Source organism: Paracoccus marcusii (assembly GCF_028621715.1).
Lineage (GTDB): Bacteria > Pseudomonadota > Alphaproteobacteria > Rhodobacterales > Rhodobacteraceae > Paracoccus > Paracoccus marcusii.
On sequence record NZ_CP117466.1, the window covers coordinates 841,526 to 866,524 of the forward strand.

The 24,999-nt window shown below is 56.9% G+C and carries 19 protein-coding genes; 4 read left to right on the forward strand and 15 right to left on the reverse strand.

The genetic code is table 11. The features are described from left to right. Window positions 1-89: 89 nt before the first annotated feature. Together PRL19_RS04105 and PRL19_RS04110 are read left to right on the forward strand one after the other, a co-directional pair. Window positions 90-728: a hypothetical protein gene (locus PRL19_RS04105; RefSeq protein ID WP_273743968.1), complete on the forward strand. Its 639-nt coding sequence runs from the start codon at window positions 90-92 to the stop codon at window positions 726-728. Between the two features lie 976 nt (window positions 729-1,704). Next, entirely contained in the window at window positions 1,705-2,067 is a 363-nt protein-coding gene (locus tag PRL19_RS04110; protein ID WP_273743969.1) for a hypothetical protein, read from the forward strand. 98 nt (window positions 2,068-2,165) lie between these two features. On the opposite strand, the gene PRL19_RS04115 is transcribed toward PRL19_RS04110, so the two are convergent. From PRL19_RS04115 to PRL19_RS04150, 8 genes are all read right to left on the reverse strand, one after another. Then, window positions 2,166-2,792, reverse strand: coding sequence for a LysE family translocator (locus tag PRL19_RS04115; protein ID WP_273743970.1), 627 nt, complete (start codon window positions 2,790-2,792; stop codon window positions 2,166-2,168). Window positions 2,793-3,865: 1,073 nt separating this feature from the next. Then, window positions 3,866-4,342, reverse strand: a complete 477-nt coding sequence (locus tag PRL19_RS04120) for a hypothetical protein (protein ID WP_273743971.1) — start codon at window positions 4,340-4,342, stop codon at window positions 3,866-3,868. Between the two features lie 801 nt (window positions 4,343-5,143). Continuing rightward, window positions 5,144-6,892 carry a hypothetical protein gene (locus PRL19_RS04125; RefSeq protein ID WP_273743972.1) on the reverse strand — a complete coding sequence of 583 codons (1,749 nt, stop codon included), beginning with the start codon at window positions 6,890-6,892 and terminating at the stop codon, window positions 5,144-5,146. Between the two features lie 243 nt (window positions 6,893-7,135). Then, window positions 7,136-8,953, reverse strand: a complete 1,818-nt coding sequence (locus tag PRL19_RS04130; RefSeq protein WP_273743973.1) for a TniQ family protein — start codon at window positions 8,951-8,953, stop codon at window positions 7,136-7,138. Continuing rightward, window positions 8,953-9,906, reverse strand: a complete 954-nt coding sequence (locus PRL19_RS04135) for an ATP-binding protein (RefSeq protein ID WP_273743974.1) — start codon at window positions 9,904-9,906, stop codon at window positions 8,953-8,955. The genes PRL19_RS04130 and PRL19_RS04135 overlap by 1 nt, the downstream gene beginning before the upstream one ends. Then, complete coding sequence (locus tag PRL19_RS04140) at window positions 9,893-12,028, reverse strand: DDE-type integrase/transposase/recombinase (protein WP_273743975.1); 2,136 nt, start codon at window positions 12,026-12,028, stop codon at window positions 9,893-9,895. Before PRL19_RS04140 ends, PRL19_RS04135 begins: the two co-directional genes overlap by 14 nt. Next, entirely contained in the window at window positions 12,025-12,525 is a 501-nt protein-coding gene (locus PRL19_RS04145) for a Tn7 transposase TnsA N-terminal domain-containing protein (RefSeq protein WP_232303319.1), read from the reverse strand. The genes PRL19_RS04140 and PRL19_RS04145 overlap by 4 nt, the downstream gene beginning before the upstream one ends. A 206-nt stretch (window positions 12,526-12,731) precedes the next feature. Next, window positions 12,732-12,974, reverse strand: coding sequence for a helix-turn-helix domain-containing protein (locus tag PRL19_RS04150; RefSeq protein WP_046000476.1), 243 nt, complete (start codon window positions 12,972-12,974; stop codon window positions 12,732-12,734). 222 nt (window positions 12,975-13,196) lie between these two features. On the opposite strand from PRL19_RS04150, the gene PRL19_RS04155 reads away from it, so the two are divergent. Together PRL19_RS04155 and PRL19_RS04160 are read left to right on the forward strand one after the other, a co-directional pair. Then, on the forward strand, window positions 13,197-13,778 hold the full coding sequence (locus PRL19_RS04155) for a hypothetical protein (protein WP_273743978.1): 582 nt from the start codon (window positions 13,197-13,199) through the stop codon (window positions 13,776-13,778). 315 nt (window positions 13,779-14,093) lie between these two features. After that, on the forward strand, window positions 14,094-14,993 hold the full coding sequence (locus PRL19_RS04160; protein ID WP_273743979.1) for an HNH endonuclease: 900 nt from the start codon (window positions 14,094-14,096) through the stop codon (window positions 14,991-14,993). A gap of 49 nt (window positions 14,994-15,042) precedes the next feature. Here the strand turns inward: PRL19_RS04160 and PRL19_RS04165 are convergent, their stop codons facing one another. From PRL19_RS04165 to PRL19_RS04195, 7 genes are all read right to left on the reverse strand, one after another. Beyond that, window positions 15,043-15,642: a tyrosine-type recombinase/integrase gene (locus PRL19_RS04165; protein WP_273743980.1), complete on the reverse strand. Its 600-nt coding sequence runs from the start codon at window positions 15,640-15,642 to the stop codon at window positions 15,043-15,045. Between the two features lie 76 nt (window positions 15,643-15,718). Beyond that, window positions 15,719-16,756 (reverse strand): DUF429 domain-containing protein, encoded by a 1,038-nt coding sequence (locus PRL19_RS04170; RefSeq protein ID WP_273743981.1) that lies wholly within the window; start codon window positions 16,754-16,756, stop codon window positions 15,719-15,721. 129 nt (window positions 16,757-16,885) lie between these two features. Beyond that, window positions 16,886-19,213: an EcoAI/FtnUII family type I restriction enzme subunit R gene (gene hsdR, locus PRL19_RS04175; RefSeq protein ID WP_273743982.1), complete on the reverse strand. Its 2,328-nt coding sequence runs from the start codon at window positions 19,211-19,213 to the stop codon at window positions 16,886-16,888. A gap of 29 nt (window positions 19,214-19,242) precedes the next feature. Beyond that, window positions 19,243-19,734, reverse strand: coding sequence for a hypothetical protein (locus tag PRL19_RS04180; protein ID WP_273743983.1), 492 nt, complete (start codon window positions 19,732-19,734; stop codon window positions 19,243-19,245). Between the two features lie 233 nt (window positions 19,735-19,967). Further along, window positions 19,968-21,167 (reverse strand): restriction endonuclease subunit S, encoded by a 1,200-nt coding sequence (locus PRL19_RS04185; protein ID WP_273743984.1) that lies wholly within the window; start codon window positions 21,165-21,167, stop codon window positions 19,968-19,970. Beyond that, window positions 21,164-22,612 (reverse strand): class I SAM-dependent DNA methyltransferase, encoded by a 1,449-nt coding sequence (locus tag PRL19_RS04190; RefSeq protein ID WP_273743985.1) that lies wholly within the window; start codon window positions 22,610-22,612, stop codon window positions 21,164-21,166. Before PRL19_RS04190 ends, PRL19_RS04185 begins: the two co-directional genes overlap by 4 nt. Window positions 22,613-23,026: 414 nt before the next feature. Continuing rightward, a complete protein-coding gene (locus PRL19_RS04195) occupies window positions 23,027-24,832 on the reverse strand; it encodes a DUF262 domain-containing protein (protein ID WP_273743987.1) in 1,806 nt (601 codons plus the stop codon). Between the last annotated feature and the right edge of the window lie 167 nt (window positions 24,833-24,999).

The following is a 24,999-nucleotide window of genomic DNA, read 5'->3' on the forward strand; positions in this document are numbered from 1 at the left end:
AGTATAATGCTCCGCGCGTGATCTCCTTGTGCGACAGCTTGTCCCGCATAGTTGGGAGCTGACCGAAGCCAGTTGAGACAGGAGTCAAGGTGACCGAACCGAGGGTGGATCTTAAGGTTGTTGAAGAAGGGCAAATCAAACTCATCTTCCAATCTGGGGGTGAGAAGAAAGAGTTTGTACTTTCTCCCGAGGACGCCATCCGCATGGCTGCCTCATTTCGCGCAGGCAGTGACTACATCCATGAGGGAAAGGACGGCTTGATTGTTGAAGTAGTCTATCCCTCCAGAACGTCCATTGCAGTCTGGGTCCGCGACAACGAGCAAAAACGCGCTTTAATTCAGCGCGCAGAGCTTGAAGAAATTGTCCGAAAAGCGGATGCGGTAGCTCACGAAGAAGTCCTATGTAGCACCCTGGGGATGTTCGTACGCGGGGAACTTTACTTGAGTTGCGCCTGCAATTTTTTTGAGAAGCGCCTGCATTGTGGTGATATCCAGCGCCGGGACTTCGATCGCGCCATCGAGCTCTGCACTACGGAAACCGTCGCTATGTGGCGCCAAGGCGCGAGCATATTATTGCAGATTGAGGACCCCGAAACTCGAGAATTTGATTGGTCCAAGGCCAAGCAGCGGATTGCGACGTACGAACGGAATGGCGTTTTTTGGCTGCTGAATTACTGCCCTTACACAGAACACCGAACAAAAGGCATTCCTAACGATCTCTACTGGTAAGCAAACGACAAGTAATCATGCCAGCCCTCAGAAACAAAATAAGACGATGCAATCAGCAATTACCAAGCGTCTGCTGCCCATATTAAAAATTAGAACGTTTACCTCTATCCAGTAAATCGCACGCAATAATAATAGGTAGCTAAGCTGGCTGTGCCCGACCCAGCTACCAGCCAGGTGTTATTGCTGCAATAGCATTCGCTGCAGCTAGCGTGAACGTCGGAGACGAGCTATTCGCCTCGATCCTACTAGGTCCTCGATAGGCTGTTTTTCAGAGATATGGTGATCGCGGGCACCGCGATCGCTGATCCAACGGACAGCCGCGCCTCCGCTTCGCTCTGGCATAGCTGACGATCTTTCATTTCATTTTCCGCCTGCCATCCGGCCGGCGATCCGAACACGGGCTCTGGCGCCGCTGCGCGTCAGCCTCCACGGAGAAATCCGGTTCCTCCCACGCGCAAGCGCGCGGGTCCCTCCCAATTTCACCGCTCCGGCCCCGTGTGTCAGATCACCGTCCGGCCGCAGGTCGGGCTGCGCCCACCCTGCTTTGCCCTTCGGATGACATGAGGTCATCCAAAGTGAAAAGCAGCGATGGCTTCGCCACTGGCGGAACAGGAAGGAACGGGCGGAGATGTTGGGTCACCTAAAAGGCAAAGCCGTGACGCAAACGGCAATTTTGCTTGGTGTTCACAAAAGGATGTAGATTCGCAGGCTGGCTTGCCGCTGCCGTGCTGGAAGTGCGGGCTCACGCCGCATCTTTCACCACACATTTTTACCTTGTTCGTCAGGCAATATTGCCGCTTTGAACCCTTGGTAGTCAGCTAGCTTTCGCAAAGGCGCAGCGGATGACCGCCCCCAACCTAAGCCGATTAACAACCGAACCGCATCATGCAGTAGGCAGAGCTCAAACAGACTGTTTTTTTGGGGGCAGTGAAGTAGCTAGGTTGTGTTGGTCTTTTTAAACATCCGGGAGTTGAATGTGTCTGATTTTGTAGCTTCTGTTCAATACAACGATTTCAAAGGGACTGTCGCCGCAGATAGATCCGACACCGAGAGCATGGCGCAGTATCTTACTGATAAGGGCCTTGCCACAGATGGCGAAAGGGTCATTGGCTACCGCATTTCTTTCAACGGGAACCACGGAAAAGAATACGAACCCGGCGTTCTGATCTACTTGCAGAAAGGCAGCTTCGACAATCCTGAAAAAGTTATCAGAGCGGTCGAGATTGAGATGAGCGCATCAAAATTATTATCATTTTTCAAACGTTTCTCTCTTGTTTTGATGCAAGATGGGCTTGACTTGTCCAACGTTACGGTTGACGGCCCACACCACGGAGACTGAGACAAGACGTAACCGCTGCGAGTAGCAGCATGTCCCGCAAAACAGACGGCCCAGGGTGACGGGCGAGCGTCTACTATGCGGGACCAAGCAGACAGTGGTCAGCGCGGTTGAAATGCAAGTCGGATACCCAGAGCGCAATACAGGGTGCCCACCACTTTTCCTTGCCAACGCTGTATGGCGGGGTTGCTGCGCAAGGCTGCTCCGATAGCGCCTGCGCCGACCGCCACCAATAGCGTGGCAGCAGTCCCCACCACGACGAACAGCAGGCCAAGCACCAGCAGTTGCAGGGCGACGTTTCCCTGATCTGGAGCGACGAACTGCGGCAGGAACGCCAGGAAGAACATGGCCGATTTCGGGTTCAGCACCTCAGCGAGACATGCCTGACGAAATGCTTTACGCGGAGTGATCAGCGGCAAATCAGGCTGGCCCTGAAGAGAAGTCCGCTCGAAGATGCTACGAAGACCGATGTAGATCAAATATCCAGCGCCCAGCAACTTTACTGCCAGAAAAGCATTGGCAGACGCCATGACGATGGCCGACACCCCTACGACGGCCAGCAGGGTGTGAATTACATCTCCCAAGCCAATACCGAGGCTCGTGGCTACTCCAGCCCGAGTTCCCGAGGTTGAGGCACGTGCCGAAGTCAGCAGGATCGACGGCCCCGGAAAGAAGACGAAGCCGACCAGCACTGCGAGGTAAGTCAGAAGCACAGTCATTTCGGGCATCGCCATCTCCTTTTCCACGCTTTGCAGATGCTAAGGACTAGGGCGACCGTCCGTAAAGGGCTGTTCATGCACCGGCCGTCGCGGCCCGGCGGCGGCAGCTGTGCGGGACGAAGCGGACTGTCGTGTTAATCACATTGGGTCAGGCAACTCAGTTTCTTGCTGTTCAAAGCGCGCGCATTCAATTACCCGTCAGACTCCGGACACGAATAGCGATTAGCTGTGCGATAGTGGCGCAGAGCATCCAGGTCACCGCCTTCTGCCACGATGTGATAATCTCTGCACCGTAAACAGCTCCCCCGACCGTCCCGATCCCAGGCAGAATGATCGAACCGGCGATTGCTCCTCCGATCACCGAACACAGATAGGCGGTCGCGAGCGACCTAAGCCAACCTGCAAACTCACCATGCCCAAAGCTGCGGGAGAGAAAGAGCCCAATCGACGCAGGCCCGAAACCCGCAATGCAGGCGAGGAGTATATATTCCGCCGTACTTAAGGGGGAAACAGGCCCTGCGGCTACGTAGACAACGATGCCTGAAACTGCGGACAAAGAGGCGATTATGGACCGAAACTTAAGAGAATCATGGCCCACGGCAGAATGGTCCTGTTTGACGTATGGAGACTGCCTTGATTGCGAAGTAACACTATTCTCTCAATTTTTCACGTCAGCCCCAGATAATTTACGTTGATGGCCCCGCGTCGCCTGCGGCTATGCGGGACGGAGCGGTCATTTAAGCAGGCGGGCTGTGCCGATGAAACGGTCTCACCAATGGCATCTTCGCAGCTTTATAATAAAATTGACAATGATAAATACTATCGATTAAAGAATTGCGCAAAAAATACCCACCACGCCCCCCCAAATATGACTAGAATGATTAGCCACAGCCAAGGATGCCGTTGCGCTTTTTTTTCCAAATAGCTGAGAAAAATGCCTATCATCACTCTTTCCCTGCCTCCGCTGATCGGCAGCGTCAAAGCCGAGCTGTAACATAAGCATGCTGCCTCGCAAGTTCTCTTCGCATCCATGCGTTTGCGCTGCATTGACAATGCTGCGGGACGAAGCGGTCATTCGTTCCTTACGGCGATTGGATAAATATCGCTCCTTTACCCAAGTCACCGGAAAGAAGTACGATGACCACCTGCTGATCCGGTGACGAATAATATGTGCCGGGTGTATCCCCGAACATGATTTCGTCCGCACCGGCAGTCATCTCTCTCAGGCAATCCTTTCCATCAAGCAGAGTTGCATTGATTCCCGCGATTTCGCGAGAGCGCACCTCCGCAAATTCGACCATTGATCCGTGTTGAGACCACGAGGGGGTGTCGGCGAAGCGCCCTTTGAAACCCGCCGCTTCTCTCGCCGCTTCCGGCGAGACTTCGAAAATACCTACTGCAGGGCCAAATCCGAGAAAGCTGGTGCAGCTATCCGTCAAGGTAGGTGATGCATCCGCAGGAAGCGCGTTACCAAGGACTTTCATGAGGTGGCTATCCTGGGTGCAGCCGACTGCAAAAAGCATGGTGGCGGACACTGCCAGCAGGCGATTAATTGGCATGTCTCCACCTCGAATTTACAGGCATATCAGGCATAGCCGCCGCGCGAGGTCAATGACCGCAAACGGCTCTTCACGTCGATGCTGCGCCGACTGCTGACCGTCCGCTTTCGTCAAGCTGGCAAGCCCGAGAGGCAGGCTGCCTAATAGAAAAGGCAGAACTATGTGCCACAGAACATCGGGTGGCAGGCGTCAGATAGTCCTGCCTTCAGGGGTGGGAAAAATTGCGTGAAATCAGTGGGGCCTGTTCGCGATGCGAAGGCGGGCCTGCCTTTCTTGTCACAAAGGTCTGCCTCTGATGGGCCGCAGCCCAATCTCTGGCCCGTGTTCCGCACTGGTCCGACATGTCGTGGCGCTCCTTCCTGTTCCGCCAGTGGCGAAGCCATCGCTGCTTTTCACTTTGGATGACCTCATGTCATCCGAAGGGCAAAGCAGGGTGGGCGCAGCCCGACCTGCGGCCGGACGGTGATCTGACACACGGGGCCGGAGCGGTGAAATTGGGAGGGACCCGCGCGCCCCGCGCGTGGGAGGAACCGGATTTTTCCGTGGAGGCTGACGCGCAGCGGCACCAGAGCCCGTGTTCGGATCGCCGGCCGGATGGCAGGCGGAAAAATGAAATGAAAGATCGTCAGCTGTGCCAGAGCGAAGCGGAGGCGCGGCTGTCTCCTGGATCAGCGATCGCGGTGCCCGCGATCACCATATCTCTTAAGAGGGGGCCCTGACGCTCGACAAAAAATCATGATGCAATTCAGAGTCGTATGCCCAACAGAAGTGCCTCCACCCGCAGCAAGTACCCTCGCGATTTTACGTGAGCTGTGATAGGAACTGAGGTAGAGCCTCATCATTTGCCGCCTCGAGCTGCTCCTCCCAATCAGGGGGGAAATGCCTGAGGGTGCGAACCTCCGCGCGAACGATTTCGTTGAGCGGAAGCTTGTCGAGGAACGACATAGGAGGCAGCGCATCGGTTTCCTCCTCGCGCGCATAAGCAAGTGTGTCATCACCTACTGGCCAGAAATCGATCCGATACCGGCTTACCCAGAAGATTTTTTCAAGCTGCTCAATGCTCTCAGCGACAATGCGGGGCTTGCCTGCACAACGCTCAAACAGGTAGCGGAAAGTAGAAAAGTCACAGGCTGGAGTGAAATCACCACCGTCAAGTGAGGGATTGATATGGTCTCGCCACAGCAAGACGACGCGGTAAACGTTAGATGGATTCGCAGGAACGGTTTTCCCAAATATATCCTTCAGTGACCACTGTCCGGATAGCAATGCGTTCCTCGCAGCATTCAGCTGCTGCACCGCCTTTCCAAAATTCACGCGATCGTCAGTGAAATTGGAAGCTTGGAATTCAGTTCGAAATCGATCGAAAACTGTTTTAACTTCACAGATGAGCAATTCGTTAGTGTCGTGGTCATAGATGCCTAAATCAATGTCGCCAATTCCGCTCTTCTTCTTCCGAGTAACGACAGTAATATTTTTAAACTGCTGGAGCTGATCGGCAATATAGTCCGCCGCACGGGCCAAATCACTACCGAAAGTGGTGCTCCAAATTTCGCCTCTCTTGCTTTGAACCTGCGCTATAAAAACTAGTTCGGGAAGCATCGCATGGTAGACGAACGGCCAAGCACGGTATTGCGAGCTTATTCTTAGGAATGGAACTGCCGATCCTGTTCGCCGTGCGGTTTCCGGGTCAGACGAGAGCAAATTCATCAATCGAATAAGCTCACGATTGTCGATTGGATCGCGCTCATATGCTGAGGTAAAGGATCCGAGCAAGTCAAAAAGGGTATCTTCATCTAGCCAGCGGTACCCCATAGCGGGCAAAAGTGAAGCGAACGCGAGCAAACTTAATAAGGATGCTTCTCTTACTTCCAGCGCTGTCAGCATCCGCTGCCAAGTTTCAGGTAGTCCCTTCCGTAGCACGTCGATCTCGCGCATGTCGAGCAGCAGTGTCAACTTAGCACGGAGCGCGATGTCGGAGTCATGACCGCCGCCATTTTCCACCGCACCATTGATTATTTTGCGCTCTTCCTCACTGTGTTCTAAGTAAAGGGCCTTGGTCCGCAGAAGCGTCAGCGCGCTCCGGCGGCGGGAGTCAGCTATAGCCGAAAGATAACGCTCGCCATCCTGCGATACAATCCTCTTGCCACTTTCCACACTCACTCGCTCGTTTAAGGCAAGTATCTGGCCAAACTTAATGAGAAGGTATGTCTCAACGGCCGGATCTTCATCTCGGACTACATTAATATAAAGTGGTATTGGAGAATCTGACATCGTTGGTGCTAGCTCGGCCAGAGTCTCTGCCAATATCCGAAAAGAAACAGAAAAGTCAGCGAATCCCCAAGGAACAACATGGTCAACTGTTTCATTTGCACGTCGCTCTAGAACGTGCGCCGCCATTGGAACCGCATAGCCGGAGGGAGGCAAGGCCTGTCTTGCTCTAATGAGAAACTCGCTTTGCTCGGCCTCGAACTGCTTCAATCCTGCAACGTATTCTTCTGCGGCTTGGCTTAGGGCGATAGCGACCCGGCGCGGTGCTCTGCTTTTGGTCATGGCCGCTCCTCATAAACTTCCTTAAGACAACTGCCCCTTTATTCTAAAGCGGGCAATCCGATCAGTAGCGCGGTCGAAGCTAGATCATTGGCTCGGCGTCTTCGGTCCGCGGACCGACAACAGACGAATTAGTGCTGGCTCAACCAATTATATTGTGTACGCATCATTCAAATAGATGGTGTCTCTTGGACTAGTGGAGATGGTTTCAACGGCGAGTTCTGAACATGAGGAGCGCTTTGATCTTCATACAAAAAAGCTCGCTTCTGCAACCCAAATTAAGTCACTCCGTCGGTATATCGTGTTGCAGCGGCTGTCCAAGGCGAGCGGCTGAATGCCACGATCGCTCTGCAGGATGGCCTCGGCGCCAGGCAGGCGACCAGACTGTGCAGCCAAAGTGGTGACCGTGATGTACTCGCCCGCGAATTTTTCAACCGATCGGGAGGAGACGTAGCGGCGGGTCCGGGCTGTCCGTCGTTCCTCAACCACGCGAGGCTCCAAGATGCCTTGGTCGAGCAGGCCGCGCACCGTGCGGACGCTCACCTGCAAGCGTTTTGCAGCCTCGGTTGGCGTCACCGCTCCCTCTTGTTCAGCGCTGAACGCCTCCCGTAGTGCATCGAGCGACAAGCGGAAGTCGCGGAAGTGCGGTTGGGGTGCCCCGTTCGCGTATAACTTGATCCGGTTCTCGAGAATGACCTCGGTGACGCGATCCATCGGCACGCTGAGTCTTCTTGATGCCTCAGGAATATCGAGAGGATCTTGCGGGTCATCCTTGACCACGAGCCCGCTCAGCTTAGCCAGAAACGCCGCAAGGTCGCGAGGGTGGTAGAGCGGGGTGGTGTTATGCTCGGCATAGTATCTCGGGATCAGCCCCCGCGCCGTGAACTTCGTCATCATGATGCGGTCGACGCCGACCCGCTCTGCTGCCTCCGTCGCGTTTAGGAGAGCGTCGACCTCCGTGACGATGCCGCGGACGACATCGGCCGGCGCATAATCACTCAGAATGAACCGCTTGCTGACGTTGCTGCGCTGAGCAAGGCCGCAAGCCGCCAGCCGCCTTCCGAGCTGCCAGCTTGAGATGCCGAAGGTACTTCGCGCCGTCGCGAACGAATGGACGTACTGCTCTGGACAAGGCTGCCCAAGCACCACCTGCCCTTCCGCGATTGGGAAGTTTCGGAACACGAAGTCCCGGACGATGTCCCGGATGGAATCAAAGTCCGGATCATCATCGCGATAGCGTAGCCATTCGAAGAACACCCGAAAGCGGGTTCGGTAGAGCGTGGCATCGATCGGCTGCGCCATCTGAATGTCTTTAAGCTTGGCGCGAAAGGCGTCCGGGCCCTTGCACAGCACTCGAAACCCCGCCGTTCCAGCAGCTGCCCATTCAGCCGGCGCAACCAGATCGCGCTTGGTATCCGCCCCACGGGTGAGGAGGAGGCCGAACCCCTCGCATGTCTGCGCCGCGACATGATACGGTAAGCGGCCCAGCCAGCCGTCTCCTGCACCGGTCTTAACCCGCTGACGCAGGTATCGCTCCAGCTCCAGATCATCAGCCCTTGCAGGGGCCGGTTCGACCGGAACGTACTCCTCAAGCATCCGCATGATGTCAAAGGTATCATTGCCATTCTGACGTGGTGGCAGTGGAACGAGATAGCAGCCATGAACCGCGCAGGTCCGGACGGATGTCAGCTGCCACAGGCCATGATGGGCTGAATAATCTACATGCAGGCCGGCCGTCAGACAGGCCGGGCAGCTTCGCAGTGAGGTGCGGCTGAAAGCAGTGAACTTGATCCGCTCCTCGCCAAGGCGGAACCATCCCGGCTCGATGAGCTGGGGGGTGTTCATCTGGAGGCATGCGCTATCAACGCCGGCAAGTGCAGCCAGACGGCCCACCTCCTGAGGGTCGCCATTCGCAAGCGCGAAATAGTCGATCCCGACATCGGAGCAGAAGGTAATCAGCCTTTGCACGCCGTTCCTGCGGGCCAGACGTGATCCGAGGGAGGTGGCGCACTCGCCGGGCACTAGATCTACTGTCAGGGGGAGCTGCTTAAGGCTGCTGAACATCAGCGTTTCTCCCGTGAGAAGACCTGCCGCGCATCGATGCGGACAAAATCAGGGATGATGAAGGGATTGAACGTGTCGTCACAGGCCGTGCGCAGGTGATAAGCCAAGGCAAAATGAGCACGGGTCAGCCGGGGTGCACCGGCCAGATACGCCTGCTCGACAGCCGCGACGATCAACTCGATGACTAGGCCGAACTGGTTTGCAGCGGCGTGGATGAGCCGCTCCCCGTGCGCGAGCTCAAGAGTATCCGAGCCCGGCGCAAGCTCTGCCTTGCTGCAGTAGCTTTCGATGAGGTCAAGGACATCATTCCCGTGCGCCACCGGCGACAGGCTCTCGAAGTGGACCGTGTCCATGCGCCGGGCCAGCTGCGAATCATGGTTCAGAATGTCCTCGAGTTCTGGTGTGCCCGAGAGAATGATGCCAACCGGCCATTCCGAATCCGTCATCAGCGTTTTGAGCATGGAGGCAACCGAATCAAGCTCATGCCGTGTTCCGCGGGATGCCAGATCCTGGGCCTCGTCCAGATGGACAAAGAGGATTTTCCGCTCTTTCAGGTGATGCCGGACCAGGTCCCAGATGTACCAGGCCTGCCGTTCGGAACTGATCTGGTAGCCGAGGGCCCGCAGCAGGGTCTGTCCGACGAACTTCAACGTCGCAGGTGACGGCACCCTGATACTAACGATTGAAAAATCCTCATGACCGGAGCGCTCAAGCCATCCGCGGCTCCGCACCATGAGCTGAACCATCGCTGATGTCTTCCCTGCGCCGGATGGGCCCGAAAGGGCCAGTCCATGCGCTTCGCTCGTCCTTCCCGCCTCGCAATCGGCCAGCCGCTTCTCGATCAGGAGGGAGAAGCGAGCCTCAAGCGGCTCAAAACGATCGTGGTGGATGAAGTGACCGCGCAGAAGCGCGATCCTCCGGGCAGTATATTTGATCCGGTCACTGCTCATCATCGAACCTCCAACGGTTCTTGCGCGTGCGCTCCTGTGCCGGCGACTCGGAACTGTCTTTGGGCAGATCCGGCGGCATGAACGTTCGCGGCGTGATCTGAATGCCGTCAACCAGGGGATCGGCAGATGGGGTCATGCGCGCAAGCCGCTCCGCATCGGATCGGACGGGATACTGCAGGGCGGCCTGATGGCGCTCCACATCCAGGTCGGTGACATGGAACGGGGTCAGCTCCCTCAGCGCGAACGCGCGGCGGTTGATGTCCGAAATCCGTTCGATGGCCCTGCGGACTTTCGGCGCGTCGAGTTCGGCATCTTTCCGATGCTTGCTGCGCAAGGTCCGGGTAGCTTCTTGCATCAGATCATAACTGACACCATCGAAGCCGCTTTGATTCGCCGTAGCCGGGTGCCACGTAGCGCCCACCTTTACTGCGATCCATCCCATGTCCCGCAGATCCGCGCGTATCTCTACGTTTCGCTGCGGGGAGTGCAGGAACGCCTCCCGCAGCGCCTTGCAGCTGTAGGTCAGCCCCGAAAGCAAGATCCCGTCGCCCCGCAGCTTGCGCTCCAGAGGCCTGCCAAATGCGCGGCGCAGCGTCAGGCCGTCCGGGACCGGAGGTGTTCCATACCTGGCCACCAGTCGCGCCCAAGCCTCGTTGGGGGTTTCTCCCCCAAGTGAGCCGTGCCCTTGGTTGTGATAGATGTCGACGACATAGGTCAGCAGAATGGTGATCAGATCGTCGTCGCAGAGGCAGGCCAATTGCTCTGACGGATAATCGCCACGCTGGATCGTGTCGAAGAAGGTCCTTCCGGCCAGCAAGGGCATCAGTTGGTGGCCATACGTCCGAAAGAACGTTTCGATATGGCCACGAAGCCATGGCTTCCCGGCAGGCGGCAGAAGCGTAGTAACGCCGAGGGACAAAACGGCGCCTTGGAAGTCATCGGACGTGAATGCCGTCCCCTGGTCGGTGACCAGTGCCTGCACCCCGCCATGATGATGCCATGTGCTTTCGCATCCGGCCGCACGCGCCATTGGCGTCTTGTCGATGAAGATGTCCCGCAGCGCCCTGACCGCATCGCTGGAGTTCGGTGTCTCGGCCAGGCGCATGGAGAGGATGCATCTCGTTGCGCAGTCGATCGCGACATAGAGCCAACGCCGACCGGCCTCGAACCGCTCCTGCCGCTCGGGCGGAAGATGATCCCAGATGCCCGACAGCGTCAGGAGCGAGATCACATCGAGGCGGTTCTCGTCCATCTCGACACGCTCAAGCGGCTGCGTCACGTCCACCCCTGTCTCAAAAAGCGTGAACTTGGCGTTCGCGGCCGCCGTGCCATAGCGCTTGGCATGGACGTAATACGGATCCGCAAGACCCAAACGCCGTCTGAGACTGGCCGCAGACGGGACGACAAGCGTGGGGGCTCCAGCAGCTGCCCTGCGCTCGCTCTCGCGGACGAACAGCTGCCGCGTGTCAGCCACCGCCGCTGCCTTGGTGGGCCGTTGCGTATCGGCGTAGATCTCGATGACCTGGTTCATCAAAGCTTCCGAGTGAAGACACCATCGAGGGGCGCGGTTGCCGCAGCGATGAGTTTCCGGAATCAGGGCGAGGGCGGAGTACCCTGCCCGCTCGTAGCTGCGCACCCATTGGAATGCCGTGCGGCTGCCCGGAAGCTGGCGCGTGATGATTTCCGCGCCCGGCCGGGCCAGCTTTGCCGCCGCCATGCCCTCACCGACCCGCCGCTCCACCTCGCAGGAAAGCTTGGCACGGCCCTCAGCGTAGCCTGCATGAGTCCGATTGATTTCCCCGGCTGCCTCAAAGGCCAGAAAGGCATCACAGACCGCTTTGCGCCAGATGACCAGCCGCCGAACATCATGTGCAAGCCCATTGATGATATCGGTCGGCTTACGACCGCGCAGGTCCTGCTTGGCGCGATCAAAATAGCCGGCGATATAGGCGGTGTCGGGTTGTCGCAGCAGGTCCGCCAGTTCCTCATGCGTCAGGCGTTCTGTGATGCCCGGTTGGCCGAGCCGCTCGAAGAGGCCGCCCTTGTCGTCGATTTCCAACGGGCGCATGGCAACGCCAGCGGCGGTGATCAGGTCAGACTTCGAGAACCGGAAACGGATTGTCATGCTGCCACCTCCGTAAAAGGTGGGCGCGACCGGGCCAGCTGGCGTGCGGCCTCGGCAGCTGCACGGCGATCGAGGTGCTGATCCGTGATCAGCATGACGCGGTCCGCAAATTGCTTCGGCGTTGCGGCGGCAACTCGCTCCAGCTCAGAGACGAAGTTCTGCTGGATTACCCGCTGCATCGGCTTGATAGCCACTGCAACACGTTCTCCCCCTGTCGTAGTGACCAGGAAGTCGAAGACGTGCTTCGCTGGCAGCCCGCTGGCGTCGGCGTATTGCACCGCCGTCGGCTGGTCCCAGATATGGTGGATGTCAGTGCGCACCAGCATCAGGCAGAGGAACGCGTATTCAAGCGCGCTCTCAAACTGGATGATGCGCGGACGCTCAAAGCCCGGCAGCTTTACGACAAGCGCCCCGCGTAGACTGGCCTTGGAACGGCGCGAGATGGCCCGCGTCGCGTGGCTTGGCTCAGGGCCGATGTAGATCAGGTTCTGTTTCATGATGTTCCGGTCACGCTGCCAGTCACACCGGATTGGGCAGTCATGATCCCCCTTTTCTGTGGATGTGTTGAACAGCCCTGCCGGACGACCGCCCGGCAGGTTGACTTTTTGTTCGCCTCGGGGGATGACTTTGGTGTCGGGTATCAATCGACATCTAAGAGGGGCGATCCTGTTACCAGCAGGTGCCCCTTTTTCATGTCCCGTTGTCAGCTACTTTCGGCTGATCGACCCTCCTGTGAGATGTAGCGGTCCGGAAAGAGCTCCTCTGGGGTCGTGCCGAGCTGTTCCGCGATCTCTCGCTGCACGCGATGCGATCGTCGATATCCCTGGCTGACCACTGTGACGCTGCTTTGGGAAATGCCAAGTAGCCGGGCGATCTTCGCCATCGAAGATCCCGTCAGCCGAAGCCGACACTTGAGAAGCTCGTGGTGTTCAAGATTGACCTTCATGGGCTGCTGCAAGTCCTTGGTCCGCGTAGTTGCTCTCTCCTCAGAGATTCGAAAAACGAATCACATGGCAACCATTTCCGTCATTCGGCTTGCACTTCATTCACTTTGGCCCGTGCGGGACCGGGCCAAAGTGAGAGGCGGGGCCAAAGTCACGAAAAATCTTGGCGTATGGGGAGAAGCAAGACACGATTGCGGAGCTGACCAGCAGGATGGACCAACGACGTGACCGCGGAGCAACCCCCCGAAAATGCTGCACCTGATCCGGTGACGGAAAATCGGGCCGAAGGCTCGTTAGCCGCATTGTCGCGGCACTCCTCTACCGATGCAGTGATCGATGAGACACAGGCGACACGTTCGGACAAAAGCGACTGCGGCCAAGTTTCGCCGCTGCAAGACCTAAGACGATGTCGGAGGGTTCTTTCAGCCGAAGAGCTGGCCAATATTGCATCCGATTTTGAGAATGCGTGGCAGCAGGTAAATTTCTCCAAGAGCTCGCCGTGGCTTCATAGCAGCTTAACTATGCAGCAAAGGGGCCACGTCTCACGAGAACTTCCTGAGGCAGAGGAAGTCCGCAAGCTTTACAATGATTCGGGATCACTGGTGCAATTTGCAAACCTTTTTATCCTTGACCGAAATGGGGCAATAAAGGCGCTTTCGGCTGCCGGAATCGATATTTATGAAGACGTAGGGCGTGACTGGGACAGCCATCATTCATTCAGAGAACTCAGCAGACGGCATGGTGTAACGCGCGATACAATCTCGATGGATCAAAATAGCCGGCCGGGAGGTACCACCCCGGAATAGCAAAAAGAAGTATAAAATCGATCTGATCGTCAAAGCTTACGGCGAGAAGTCAACAACCAATTACGCCGCAAAGGCAGCCGGTGTTCACTGGCAAACTGCGCAACGGGCCTTAAAGAAGCAACGGACTTGTTGATGGCCGCGTTTTGGACAAGATCCTTTTAAGGCATCGTTCTACACTAGTTGTGACGACGTTCGGTTAGGGCCACAGACAAATGGGTGTAAATAGGTCACGAGCCGTTCAGAATGTCGTAAACCATCGGCACAATCACCTGAACATCCTGATGACAGGCCCCTCGGCCGTAAGTGGACATTGGCATGTCAAGCTCGCGAGCTAACTTCCTGATTGAGATTACTGGAGAGAAGATCCCGGTCAGGGAAGGCTCTCTATTGCATGAGGGCTTCATTGCTCTGCGATCGTGCCACGGGAAATCCTACCAGGAGTTTCGTGATCAAGCGGGCGGAGCAAAAGGCTCTAAATCCCGCCGATACTCCCCGTCCGCGGTACTGAACAAGGCAGAGCAAACAGGCTTCGCGCGACTTCTCTCTCACGGCGGAGCAACACGCACAGACAACCCTAACGCCTCTGCAGGTCGACTGCCCGCGGCACGGCTGCACGAAGTGACTGCCGAGCATGTGCGCCAAGCCGTTTTTGATACTATCGATCAGGGATGGTCGTCACCCTCTACGGACTCACGCTCGTTCGACCTGATAACGGATGACGGCGAACGCCTTCCGCCTAAGGTCGTTTTCGGGCGTGCCGCGACGCTAGCGCTAGGCTTTCCAGTATTGCCGAGCCACTTCTCGGGTGGAGAAGGCACTCCCTGTTTCAGAGTTCTTCGAAGGGCCGGTTATGCCGTTGTTCCGAAGGATCAGGAACTGCCTGTTATCCCAGAATTCACGGCTGACGATCTGACGTGGTCGGAGGGAAGTCAGCAGCTGGTCCATCACCTCCGCCGCGAGCGGGCACGGGGCGCGGCGCAGGCCAAACGTGACTCATTCCGACAAGAGCACGGAAGGCTCTTCTGCGAAAAATGTAACTTCGATCCGATGGACCATTATGGCGGACCGGAGGGTGAGGCTTGCATTGAGGTTCACCACAAGGCCACCGCCATTTCGGAAATGACAGCTGGCCATCGCACCAGTCTTGCAGACCTTCAGTGCCTCTGTGCGAACTGTCATCGTGTTGTTCATAAGCTCTTGAAGATGACGACCTGACCGCATCGAACCAACGGCTTATCCTCAGCATCACGATCTGATTGGAATGCTACCAAAGCCCTTCGAAGCGCGTCGCTGCCGTTCTCGTATAGCGTACCGTGTGCCGGGGATCGCGATGGCCGAGATAATCTTGGATCAGGCGCAGGTCGCGCCCGGCATGGGCCAAGGCATGCCCGCAGGAATGGCGCAGCATGTGCGGATGGACAGCCCCGAGACCGGCCCGTGCCGCAATGACCGTCACGAGATAGTTGACGGCCTGCCGCGTCATCGGCTGACCGCGCTCGGACAGGAACAGCCAGGGCAGGCCATCCTGCCGATCTGACAGAATACGCCGGATCGCGCGCAACTCATCGCCTGCAAGGGGGTGGCTGGTGGAGAGACCACGCTTCAACCGATGAACCCAAAGATTTCCCGCTTTTAGATCAAGATCACTGCGGCGCAGCGCAATCAATTCGCTCACCCGCAGTCCGTGCCGATACATGAGGAGCAGCATGGCATGATCGCGCGGGCCGTGCCGCCCTGACCGGGCCGCGATCAGCAGCCGCCTCATCTCATCCGGCGTCAGGTAATCGCGCGGCCGCTGATGGGCATCGACGGGTGCAATCCCGTCACTCTTGACGAAACGCCGGTTGGCGCGCGGCCCAAACATGCGGTCCTCCCCTACGATTGCTGGCTCCGCCATCCTCAACTCTTGACGATATGCTCATTCCGTAAAGAGTTGAGCGTCACGATTTCGGGCGTTTCTCTTTTAATGCAAGCCGGTCCTTCAGCGTCTGCAGGATCAGATCCTCGATCTCGCGGACCCGCAGTCCATGTTCCAGAGCGAGGCAACTGACGAGCCGGCTAATCTCGGCGTCCTTGGGGCCGTAGGTCGCCCAATCATCCAGTTCGTGACTGTCTGGATGATGAGCCACTGCAACAGCAGGCTGAGGATACTGGTGCGCAGGAGGACGATCGGAAATATGCGGATCGGCGATCCATCCTTCCAATGGGTCTACGACATCCGGCGCGCCAAACCTCGCATCACGCTGCCGCCAAGCCCAAGCAGCCTGAACGGCGCAGAGGAAAGCGTCGAGATGGTCGGCGCCGGGATCGTCGCACAGGTTATCGGGGGCGATGATGCCAAAGCCGTATCGGGCTGGCGCCTCCTCGCGCAGGGCATGAAGCAAGCTATGGCGAGCCTGCCGCTGATCTGCAGTTTGCTTGCTGCGCGCATCATTCTTGTAGCTACGGCGACCGATGAATTGACGGGCCAGAAGGCCAGGATAGGCCTCAACCACGATACGCTGCGCATCACCGGCATGGAGGTGGGGGATGGTCACGCCTGAAGCAAGAAGACGGGGAGCACCCTCGAAGAACATCAGACCGACAGGCACCCCGTAAAGCTTCTGTGGACTAATCGAGCTCGCCTGCTTGTCGGTTGCACGACGATGCTCTTTATCACCCGCAGCCCGGTTTTCCTTGTACGCTTCCAATGCCTCGCGAAAGCCGTCGCGACCAAGCTGGCCCGCGTGTCGAACATATCCCTCCCAAGTCGATGGCCAGCCGGCAGTCTCGACAAATCGGCGGGCCTGACCGAAGGGAAAATCAATTCCCGCAATCCACGGCCCGGGCTGTACCAATGCTGAGTTGAACGCGCCAAAGTCGGACCACTCCTCAAGGGACCGCGTGAGCAGATGATCTCCCTCCAGTGTGCAGCAAAGACAAGTAATCGGCTTGCGCCGAGAGGGGCTGCTTGTGAAATCAATGCCGAGAATGTTCATGCAGAGACAGTAGCAAGGACGTGTGCCAAGATCGAAGTTCCTCTATCGGGCAGACAGTCAGAATCATCCTGTAACGCGAGAAACAGCCCGTGGTCTTTCGGTCTGGAATACCCCACTCTGTGTAAAAGGCTAGTTTGAATAGAGCGATGCCTGCAGGTCTCGGAATGCGCCCCGTATTACGGGTAGCCCGCCAAGCTTTTCCTTGCCCTCGCTGACACTGCCGTAGCGCGCGGTGAGGAACGTTCCAAGCTTCTTGGTTGCCAACTCGCTTTCCCCTCGGACCTCATAGGCACCAAGAATGGCCCAAAGCAGGTCTTTCAGGTCACCGTCCGCATCGACGATCCCCGATGAGCGCACATCATTGGCACGCTCGCTTCGCGTCTTAGGCTGACTGGTGAAGAGGACGTAGCTGAGAACATCAAAAAGATCGCTGTCAGGCGCATCAACCAGCTTTCGGATATCCTCCAGCCTATCGCGATCATACCCACGGTCAGATAGCTGCTCAAGCAGATGCTCGCGGTTGTCAGGATCGCTCCACATGCCCCGCAGATGATCTTCGCTGGTCACAATACCAGATAAATCACCAAACAGACGTTCAAGGAACTGGGCTGCTGACATCGGCTTGCCGTCCGGGCTCCAGTAGGTCGTCGTCGCGATATACTGGATTTTCCGAGCCGTGCCGTCCGACAACTTCACCAAAATTTTTTCACGTGGCGGTTCGGCAGTGCCTCCACCCTCGGGCTCCCCCGGCTCGTCAGGTCCCTGCCCGGGTCCAACCGGCGGCGTGGGGGGGCCACCGCGTGGTTCCGGTGCCAACGGTTCTCCATCCCACTCGGGGTCGCTGAAGTTCTGATGCGCTTTCACAAAATCCCATATCGTGAAAAAGTCCTTGCCCTCATACGTCCGCGTTCCCCGCCCGATGATCTGCTTGAATTCGATCATGGATCGGATCGGGCGCATCAGGACAATGTTGCGAATGTTGCGAGCATCAACGCCGGTCGAAAGCTTTTGAGAGGTCGTTAGAACAGTCGGGACCGTTTTGTCATTGTCCTGAAAATCTCGCAGGTGCTGGTCACCGACTGCGCCATCGTCGGCAGTGACACGGTGGCAGTAGTTGGGATTCGCACTATCCTTGACCTGATTGATCAGGTCTCGAACAAGCGCAGCATGATCCTGGGTGGCACAGAAGACCAAAGTCTTTTGCCGCTGATCAACCTGCCTCATGAACTCCTTGACACGGCTCAGTTCGCGCTCTTCGATGATAATCCGGGTGTTAAAGTCGCCTTCCGCGAACCTTTCGCCAGCTTCGACGTCGCCAGCCAGCACGTCGTCGCTGCCGTCATAGACATACTCGTCAATGGTGCTCGCCATCTGGCGGACCTTGAACGGCGTCAGGAAACCATCTTCGATCCCGTCGCGCAGCGCGTAGGTATAAACAGGCTCTCCGAAATAGGCATAAGTGTCCGCATTGTGTTTGCGCTTGGGCGTGGCCGTCAATCCAAGCTGAGCGGCGGGCTCGAAGTACTCAAGCAGCCGGCGCCATTCGCTTTCGTCTTTGGCTCCGCCCCGGTGGCATTCGTCGACGACGATGAAGTCAAAGAAGTCAGGCGGATACTGCGCGTAAACTGGCCCACCATCGCCGGTCATAAAGGTCTGAAAGATCGTAAAGAAAAGGCTGGCATTCTTGGGCGGCTGACCACGGTTCTTGCGGATCGTGTCTGGGTCGATCCGAGTCACGGCATCATTGGGGAAGGCACTGAACGAGTTATATGCCTGATCAGCAAGGATGTTGCGGTCGGCTAGGAAAAGGATGCGTGGACGGCGAACCGGTTCACCCGACAGGTTCCATTCGGACTGAAACAACTTCCAGGCAATCTGGAATGCGATAGAGGTCTTGCCGGTACCAGTAGCCAGCGTTAGCAGAATGCGACGATCGCCTTTGGCCAGGGCCTCAAGTGCAGCATTGACGGCTTTGTGCTGATAATAGCGCAGCTCCCACTTGCCGCCGTCCGTTTCGAAGTCCACGGCTCCGAACCGCTCGCGCCACTCATTGTGGTCAGCAAAGGTTCGGTCCCACAGCTCATCGGGCGTAGGAAACGGCAAGGCCATGTTGGCCTCGGTCCCGGTGGTCATGTCGATCTGATACCAGCTTAGCCCGTTGGAGGCATAGGCAAAGCGCGACCCCAATCGTTCGGCATAATCCTTGGCCTGCCCCACTCCGCTGCGGTGGCTGACGCCGGCGCGCTTGGCCTCCAGCACGGCGAGCTTCTGGCCCTTGTGGATGAAGACGTAATCGGCCGACAGCCCTTTGCCGCGCGTGCCACCCGACTGGATGCGACCGGGGCAAATGACTTCACGACGAACCTTACTGCCGTTGAGCCCCCAGCCCGCCGCAGCGAGGATCGGGTCTATACGCTCGGCGCGGGTATCGGCTTCGGTTTCGTCGTGGATACTCATGCACGGCACATCCTAAAATCGTTTGGCTCTCAATGTTCATTTAGTTCCGAGAACAGGTCAGCAGTCTTTTCATGGGCGAGAGCTGTGTTGCCAAAGTCAGTGCCACCAAGCTTTCGAAGGTGGCCCAGAGGATACCAACGATCATCGCCACCCTGGTAGAAAACTGTCTCGTAGATGCTGCCGGTATGAGCGGCGCGATGTATTTCATAGACCTCCGACAGGATCGTGAAGGCATGATTTAAAGATGAAGGCTTTTTCTCGCTTATCCCCTCTGGCAGCGTGATGGGCGAAATGTCCATTACCTTGATCGCCTTGCCTCGGATCTCGACCAGCAGACCACCTATGAAACCAGGGACTTTCTTTTTTTGCTTCTCGGTTGATGCGCCGAGTGCGATCTGGATGAAGTGCGCTTCCGTCGAGTGCCAGCCTTTTACGGAACCCCACTCAACTTTTCCACGCATGGCGTGCGGTGGTATCAGGTGCTTCAGAAGCGTCCCCGTCAGTGATTCATGCTGTCTCACCTGAAGCGCAAAACACCAAAGGCGCACCTGCGGCGAGAAACTGGCAGAGCTTACGCGCAGGCACCTCTCGTTGAGGCCAAAGTTTTGAGCTGGCCTCCGCGGGCAGAACAAGCTCTGCCGTGGTTCCTTCTAGCGCAGTCAGCTTTTGGCCTGTTGGGGTCACCCACTCGCCATTCTTGAAGCTGATAGGAATTCGCAAGAAGGTGTCAAACGTGTCAGTCATAGATGTAGTCTCACGTCAATTCTCCAGAAAATGCCTTATGCAAAAGGGTCTGGCGTAGGTCAGCGATATCCATAATCTGAGCCTTGTATTGTGCCAATGTTGTATCGATTTGGGCGCGAAGGCCAGAAAGCCGATTAACAATGTGTGTCTGTTTCGTCAGATCGTTTGGGACACGGACAGTGAGCTTGCTCCATTTACCCTTATTGATGATCGGCAATGTTGCTTGACCAGAGCCATGCATGACGGCAGCCTGAAACTCAGGAGTTAGCATCTGATAGTAAAGGTATTCGCCACTAATATGGTCATTTGGAATAACTGCATTGATCTGCTGGTTCGTGGCTATGGGGCGATCACAATAGCCTGTCTTTCCGATGGTCGCACCAATACAAACCATCAATGCAGAACCAGTGGGAAGTATACGAGAAACTGAGGCTCCCTTCTCGCTTAAACCTCGGTTGTCATAAGCTAGCGAGCCATCTGGCAAAAAATCGCCGGGCGTCACGAAGGGCAAGTGATCCCCAAGGTTTCCCTGATCTGAGGTTTTTGGCGTTGACCCAGTGACGACTGAGCCAAGCGTAGCAAGCGCAGTGTTATTCCATGAGATGGTTTCATCCTTAAACGCTACATGCAAAGCACTGCCAAACAACTCCCGCGCGTTTTGGAGGTTGGCTTCTGCGTGGGCGCGGGCGCGGGCCAGACCCTCGAATGCCTCGTCCAGAACCGCAACAATCCGCTGTTGTTCTTCAAGCGGTGGGAGGGGCAGCTTGATAGATTTAATGAGAGAAAGATTCAGGGACGGATAAGAATTCTCCGGCAGCAATTCCTGCGCGGCAATCCTGCTAAGAGCATATAACAGATAGCGAGGCTCAGCGAGTCCGCTCTTCGCGGTGATTGTAGCCAAGTGGCTTGACACATAAGCGTCTCGACGGGTGATAACACGATGGTTCAGAAAGGTTGAGGCGCCACTCTTCGGCATCAAAATCGTTCCGGCAGGAACAAGACGGAGTCCTACAACTCCTTTCTCGTTCAAAAGGTCTGATGTGCTCTCGATCTCGCCAAATCGAATTTGGCCAACGTCCGACGTTCTGATAAAAGGGTACCGCCCACCTTCGAACAGCTTCTTGTCCTGCGGTGCGGGATTACCCGCGCCCACGTCAGCAACTTCTTCTAGTTGCCGCTCATGCCACCCTTCCACGCCTAAGTCGTTCACAGCATCCCCCGAATATCTTCGAGGATTTGTGCCGTCTCAGCATCCCGCGCCAGCATGTCGGCGATGATCTCTTCGGGGCTTCGCAGCGCCTCGGCCTCGGGCGCGTTGGGGTTCTTGACCGACAAATCGTAGGTGTGCTCATCAAGATCAGCGCGTTTCATGATCCAGCTTTTCGGCCCGTTAGGCCGGGTGCGCTGCAACTCCATAAACTCAGCCAGGTCAGTATCGTTCAGCGGCTTGGTCTTGCCCATGTTGCGGCCCGGATCGAGCTGGTAAAACCAGATGTCCCGCGTCGGTGCCCCCTTTTCGAAGAACAGCACGACAGTCTTGACCCCTGCCCCCTGAAACGTGCCTTGCGGGCAATCGAGGATGGTATGCAGCTCTGTCGCCTCTAGCAGTTCCTTGCGTAGGGCGACACTGGCGTTGTCGGTGTTGCTGAGGAAGGTGTTCTTAATCACGACAGCAGCACGCCCACCGGCCCGTAGCTTGCGGATGAAGTGTTGCAGGAACAGATAGGCGGTCTCGCCGGTGCGAATTGGGAAGTTCTGCTGGACCTCGCGCCGCTCGCCGCCGCCGAAGGGCGGATTGGCGAGGATGATGTCGTGGCGGTCCTTTTCCTGAATATCCATCACGTTTTCATTGAGCGTGTTGGCGTGGATAAGGTTCGGAGCCTCGATCCCGTGCAGAACCATGTTCATGATCCCGATGATGTAGGCGAGGCCCTTCTTCTCTTGACCGTAGAAGGTCTTGGTTTGCAGGGCTTCGTAATCGGATGCCGACAGCTTGTCGGTGCGCAGATAATCATAGGCTTCGCAGAGAAAGCCCGCCGAACCAACCGCGCCGTCATAGATCGTCTCGCCGATCTTGGGGTCCGTGACCTTGATCATGGCGCGGATCAGCGGGCGCGGCGTATAGTATTCACCCCCGTTGCGGCCCGCATTACCCATGCGCCGGATACGGGTTTCGTAAAGTTGGGACAGCTCGTGCCGTCCTGCCTGGGTGTTGAAGGACAGACCGTCTACGGCTTCGAGAACGTCACGCAGGATATAGCCTGAACGGAACTTGCTGCGCAGCTCGGTGAATACCTCGCCGATCTTGTATTGGATGGTCTGCGGGCTGGTGGCGGATTGGCGGAAGGAGGCGAGGTACGGGAATAATTCCTGATCTACGAACTTGATCAGGTCATCGCCGATGCGGGCGACATTGTGGTCAAGCTCACCGTTCTTCTTCGGAGCTGCCCATTTGTCCCAACGGAACCCGCCGTTGATGATCGGCGTGTAATCGTCGCCGTCCAGCTCAGCGCGGTCCTGACGCTCAGTTTCCAGATCGTGCAGGTATTTGAGGAACAAGACCCATGAGGTCTGCTCTACATAGTCCAGCTCATTAGCAATGCCCTCTTCAGCGCGAAGGTCTTTTTCAATCTTGTTGAATGCGTTGTCGTACAATGTATCGCCTGCCCGAGATGCGTGAGGTTGTGAAATTGTTATCAGGCGCATCGACAATGCGCACCTAGAAACCAGCGGCCGGAGGGAGATCTGACACACTGGGCCGGAACGGTGAAATTGGAGGGACACGCGCGCTTGTGCGAGGGGAGAACCGGATTTCTCCGTGGAGGCTGAGCGCAGCGGCACCAGAGCCCGCGTTCAGATTGCTGGCCGGATGGCAGGCGGACAAATAAATGAAGAGTCGTCAGCTGTGCCAGAGCGAAGCGGAGGCGCGGCTGTCTGCTGGATCAGCGATCGCGGTACCCCTCCACCCATCGATTGCTTCCTCAGCGTGGACGACGCTACGCTGAAGAAACCGGAGCAGAGCGCCAGAAGTAAAAATGGCTCTATCCATATAGGACGCTGTCAAACGACTTACTTAAAGCGTTCGAAGAGAGTGCCCATTCGGTCGGGAGTTACGTCCTTCACCTGTGGGCCTTGGCGTTCCGGCCATTTCCCGCCGACATGGGATGGACCTTCCTGGCCAAGCACCTCGAAAACAAAAATTGTTTTGTCGAAATACTGGACGCACTTCACATGAGAATTCACGTAGGAGCGCAGAGGCTCCGACAGAGCAGATCGACTAATTCGGTCGGTGATATCTTGGAACATCTGGTCAAGGTTTTTTCCGGAGTGCTGAGCCTCGTGTTCCACTCCGGTCACGTAGAAGCCGCCATGGGTCAAAGGCTGAATTCCGAACAAATCATGCACTCTAGCCGCCGTCGCGGCATTCTCGGCAACGCCCACGAGGACATAGCCCTTATGCCCTTTGCCGATGTTTGCTATGGCAGCACAAGTTTCGATGATCTTGTCGAACGAACCCTCGTCAAACGAGGGGTTGGCATTGAGCGTGTAGAAGCCCTGCTTGAAGTCGTAAGCAGCCTGCTCAGTCTTCGAGTTCGTCAGGAGGTTCTGGAACTTGGTAACCCAATGAACCTTTGCTGGATCGGGGTTCTTGTCGTCTTCGAAATGACCTTGGATCCAGCCTACGACGGAGTTGACCGTCTTACCGCGGTTTTCCGCGCCCCATTTGCCACCGTCCTGGATCTCGACGTTCTTCCCGCAGTCGGTGAGGCACCTGATGAGGCCCGCGCTGTTGGACACGACCATGCCGCGCCTCACGATCAGATCGTGAAAGGCGAGAAATACGGCTTGGAAGTAACGCGGCACTGGATTGCCGCCGTTCCCATTCGGGAAGATGAGCGTTGTGAACGTGGTCCGGGCTTGCCCAAGCAACAGGATAAGAGCGTCCTGTACACGCTGATAGTCAAGATCGACCAGTTCCGGGCTTCGCTTCCTGATCGCGTTATCTACAGCATCAAACCTTGCCTTGCTTGTCGTGGTCACCGGGAATGTAGCGCCATAGTAGTCGTCGAACAGCTCCGTCCGGGATGGCAAAGGTTCGTCTGAGACCATGTATGCAACCAGGTCAGCTACCATCTCCTCGTCTCGGCTCTGCCGAAGCTGGTCCTTTGTCAAAATTCCATGCGCCACCCAGAACACGCTGTCGGCACTGATGCCGTAATCGAGTTCGCGATTGGTTATGCTGATCTTATTCATCTCGCCGAGCAGAAGCAGGTCTGAGTTCGAGGTGTCGCCCCGGACGCCTGCCGAGATCTGGCGAACGCAGTCGGCAAAGGCGTCTGTGGCGCCTGCCGCCCGCAGTTCCTGCCGGGAGAGCTGTCGGCCACCGGAGTTGATACGCCGGAAGACTTCTTCCACGGACTCGCCACGAGCCGCCTCGTAGATCGAGAGCGGCACCGGATAGGACGCAATCGCCAAACACTGATCGCGATCAAGGATCGGAGTCCTCTGTTCGATCACCTTGCGATCGAGGAGATCTTTCGTCGTCGCAAAGGTGTTGAGGTCAAAGTATCCTCCGCCGACTGTATATTCGTTCCCGATAAATGACGTAATGGCGTTCATCCGTTGCATCCCATCGATGATTTCCAGGGTGCCGTCCTGCCGTCCAAGCGGCTCGGCAAGCAGGATAATCGGAACCGGGAAGCCCCTGATGATAGAGTCGATGAAGTTCTGCTTCTCTTCAATCGTCCAGATCAGCTTTCGCTGATAGCGTCGGTTCACAACGTACTTGTTGTCCAGGTAGTTGATGAATACCCGTTCCACCTGTTCGCCACGAACGATGAGTTCCTGCTGTGCCCCTGCCAATTTCTCCGCCATTCTTAACCGCCTATTGCCCGACAAACATACAAGTCGCATGGAAAGATTCCAGCGTACTTGTCAGGGTTTATGCTTCGGCCTTCCGTTGAGGGTCGTGCCCAACGCTGCGTCCGGAAAGCCCAAACAGTGCGCGGCGAACACGAATGCCAGCAAACGGCTCTGCGCGT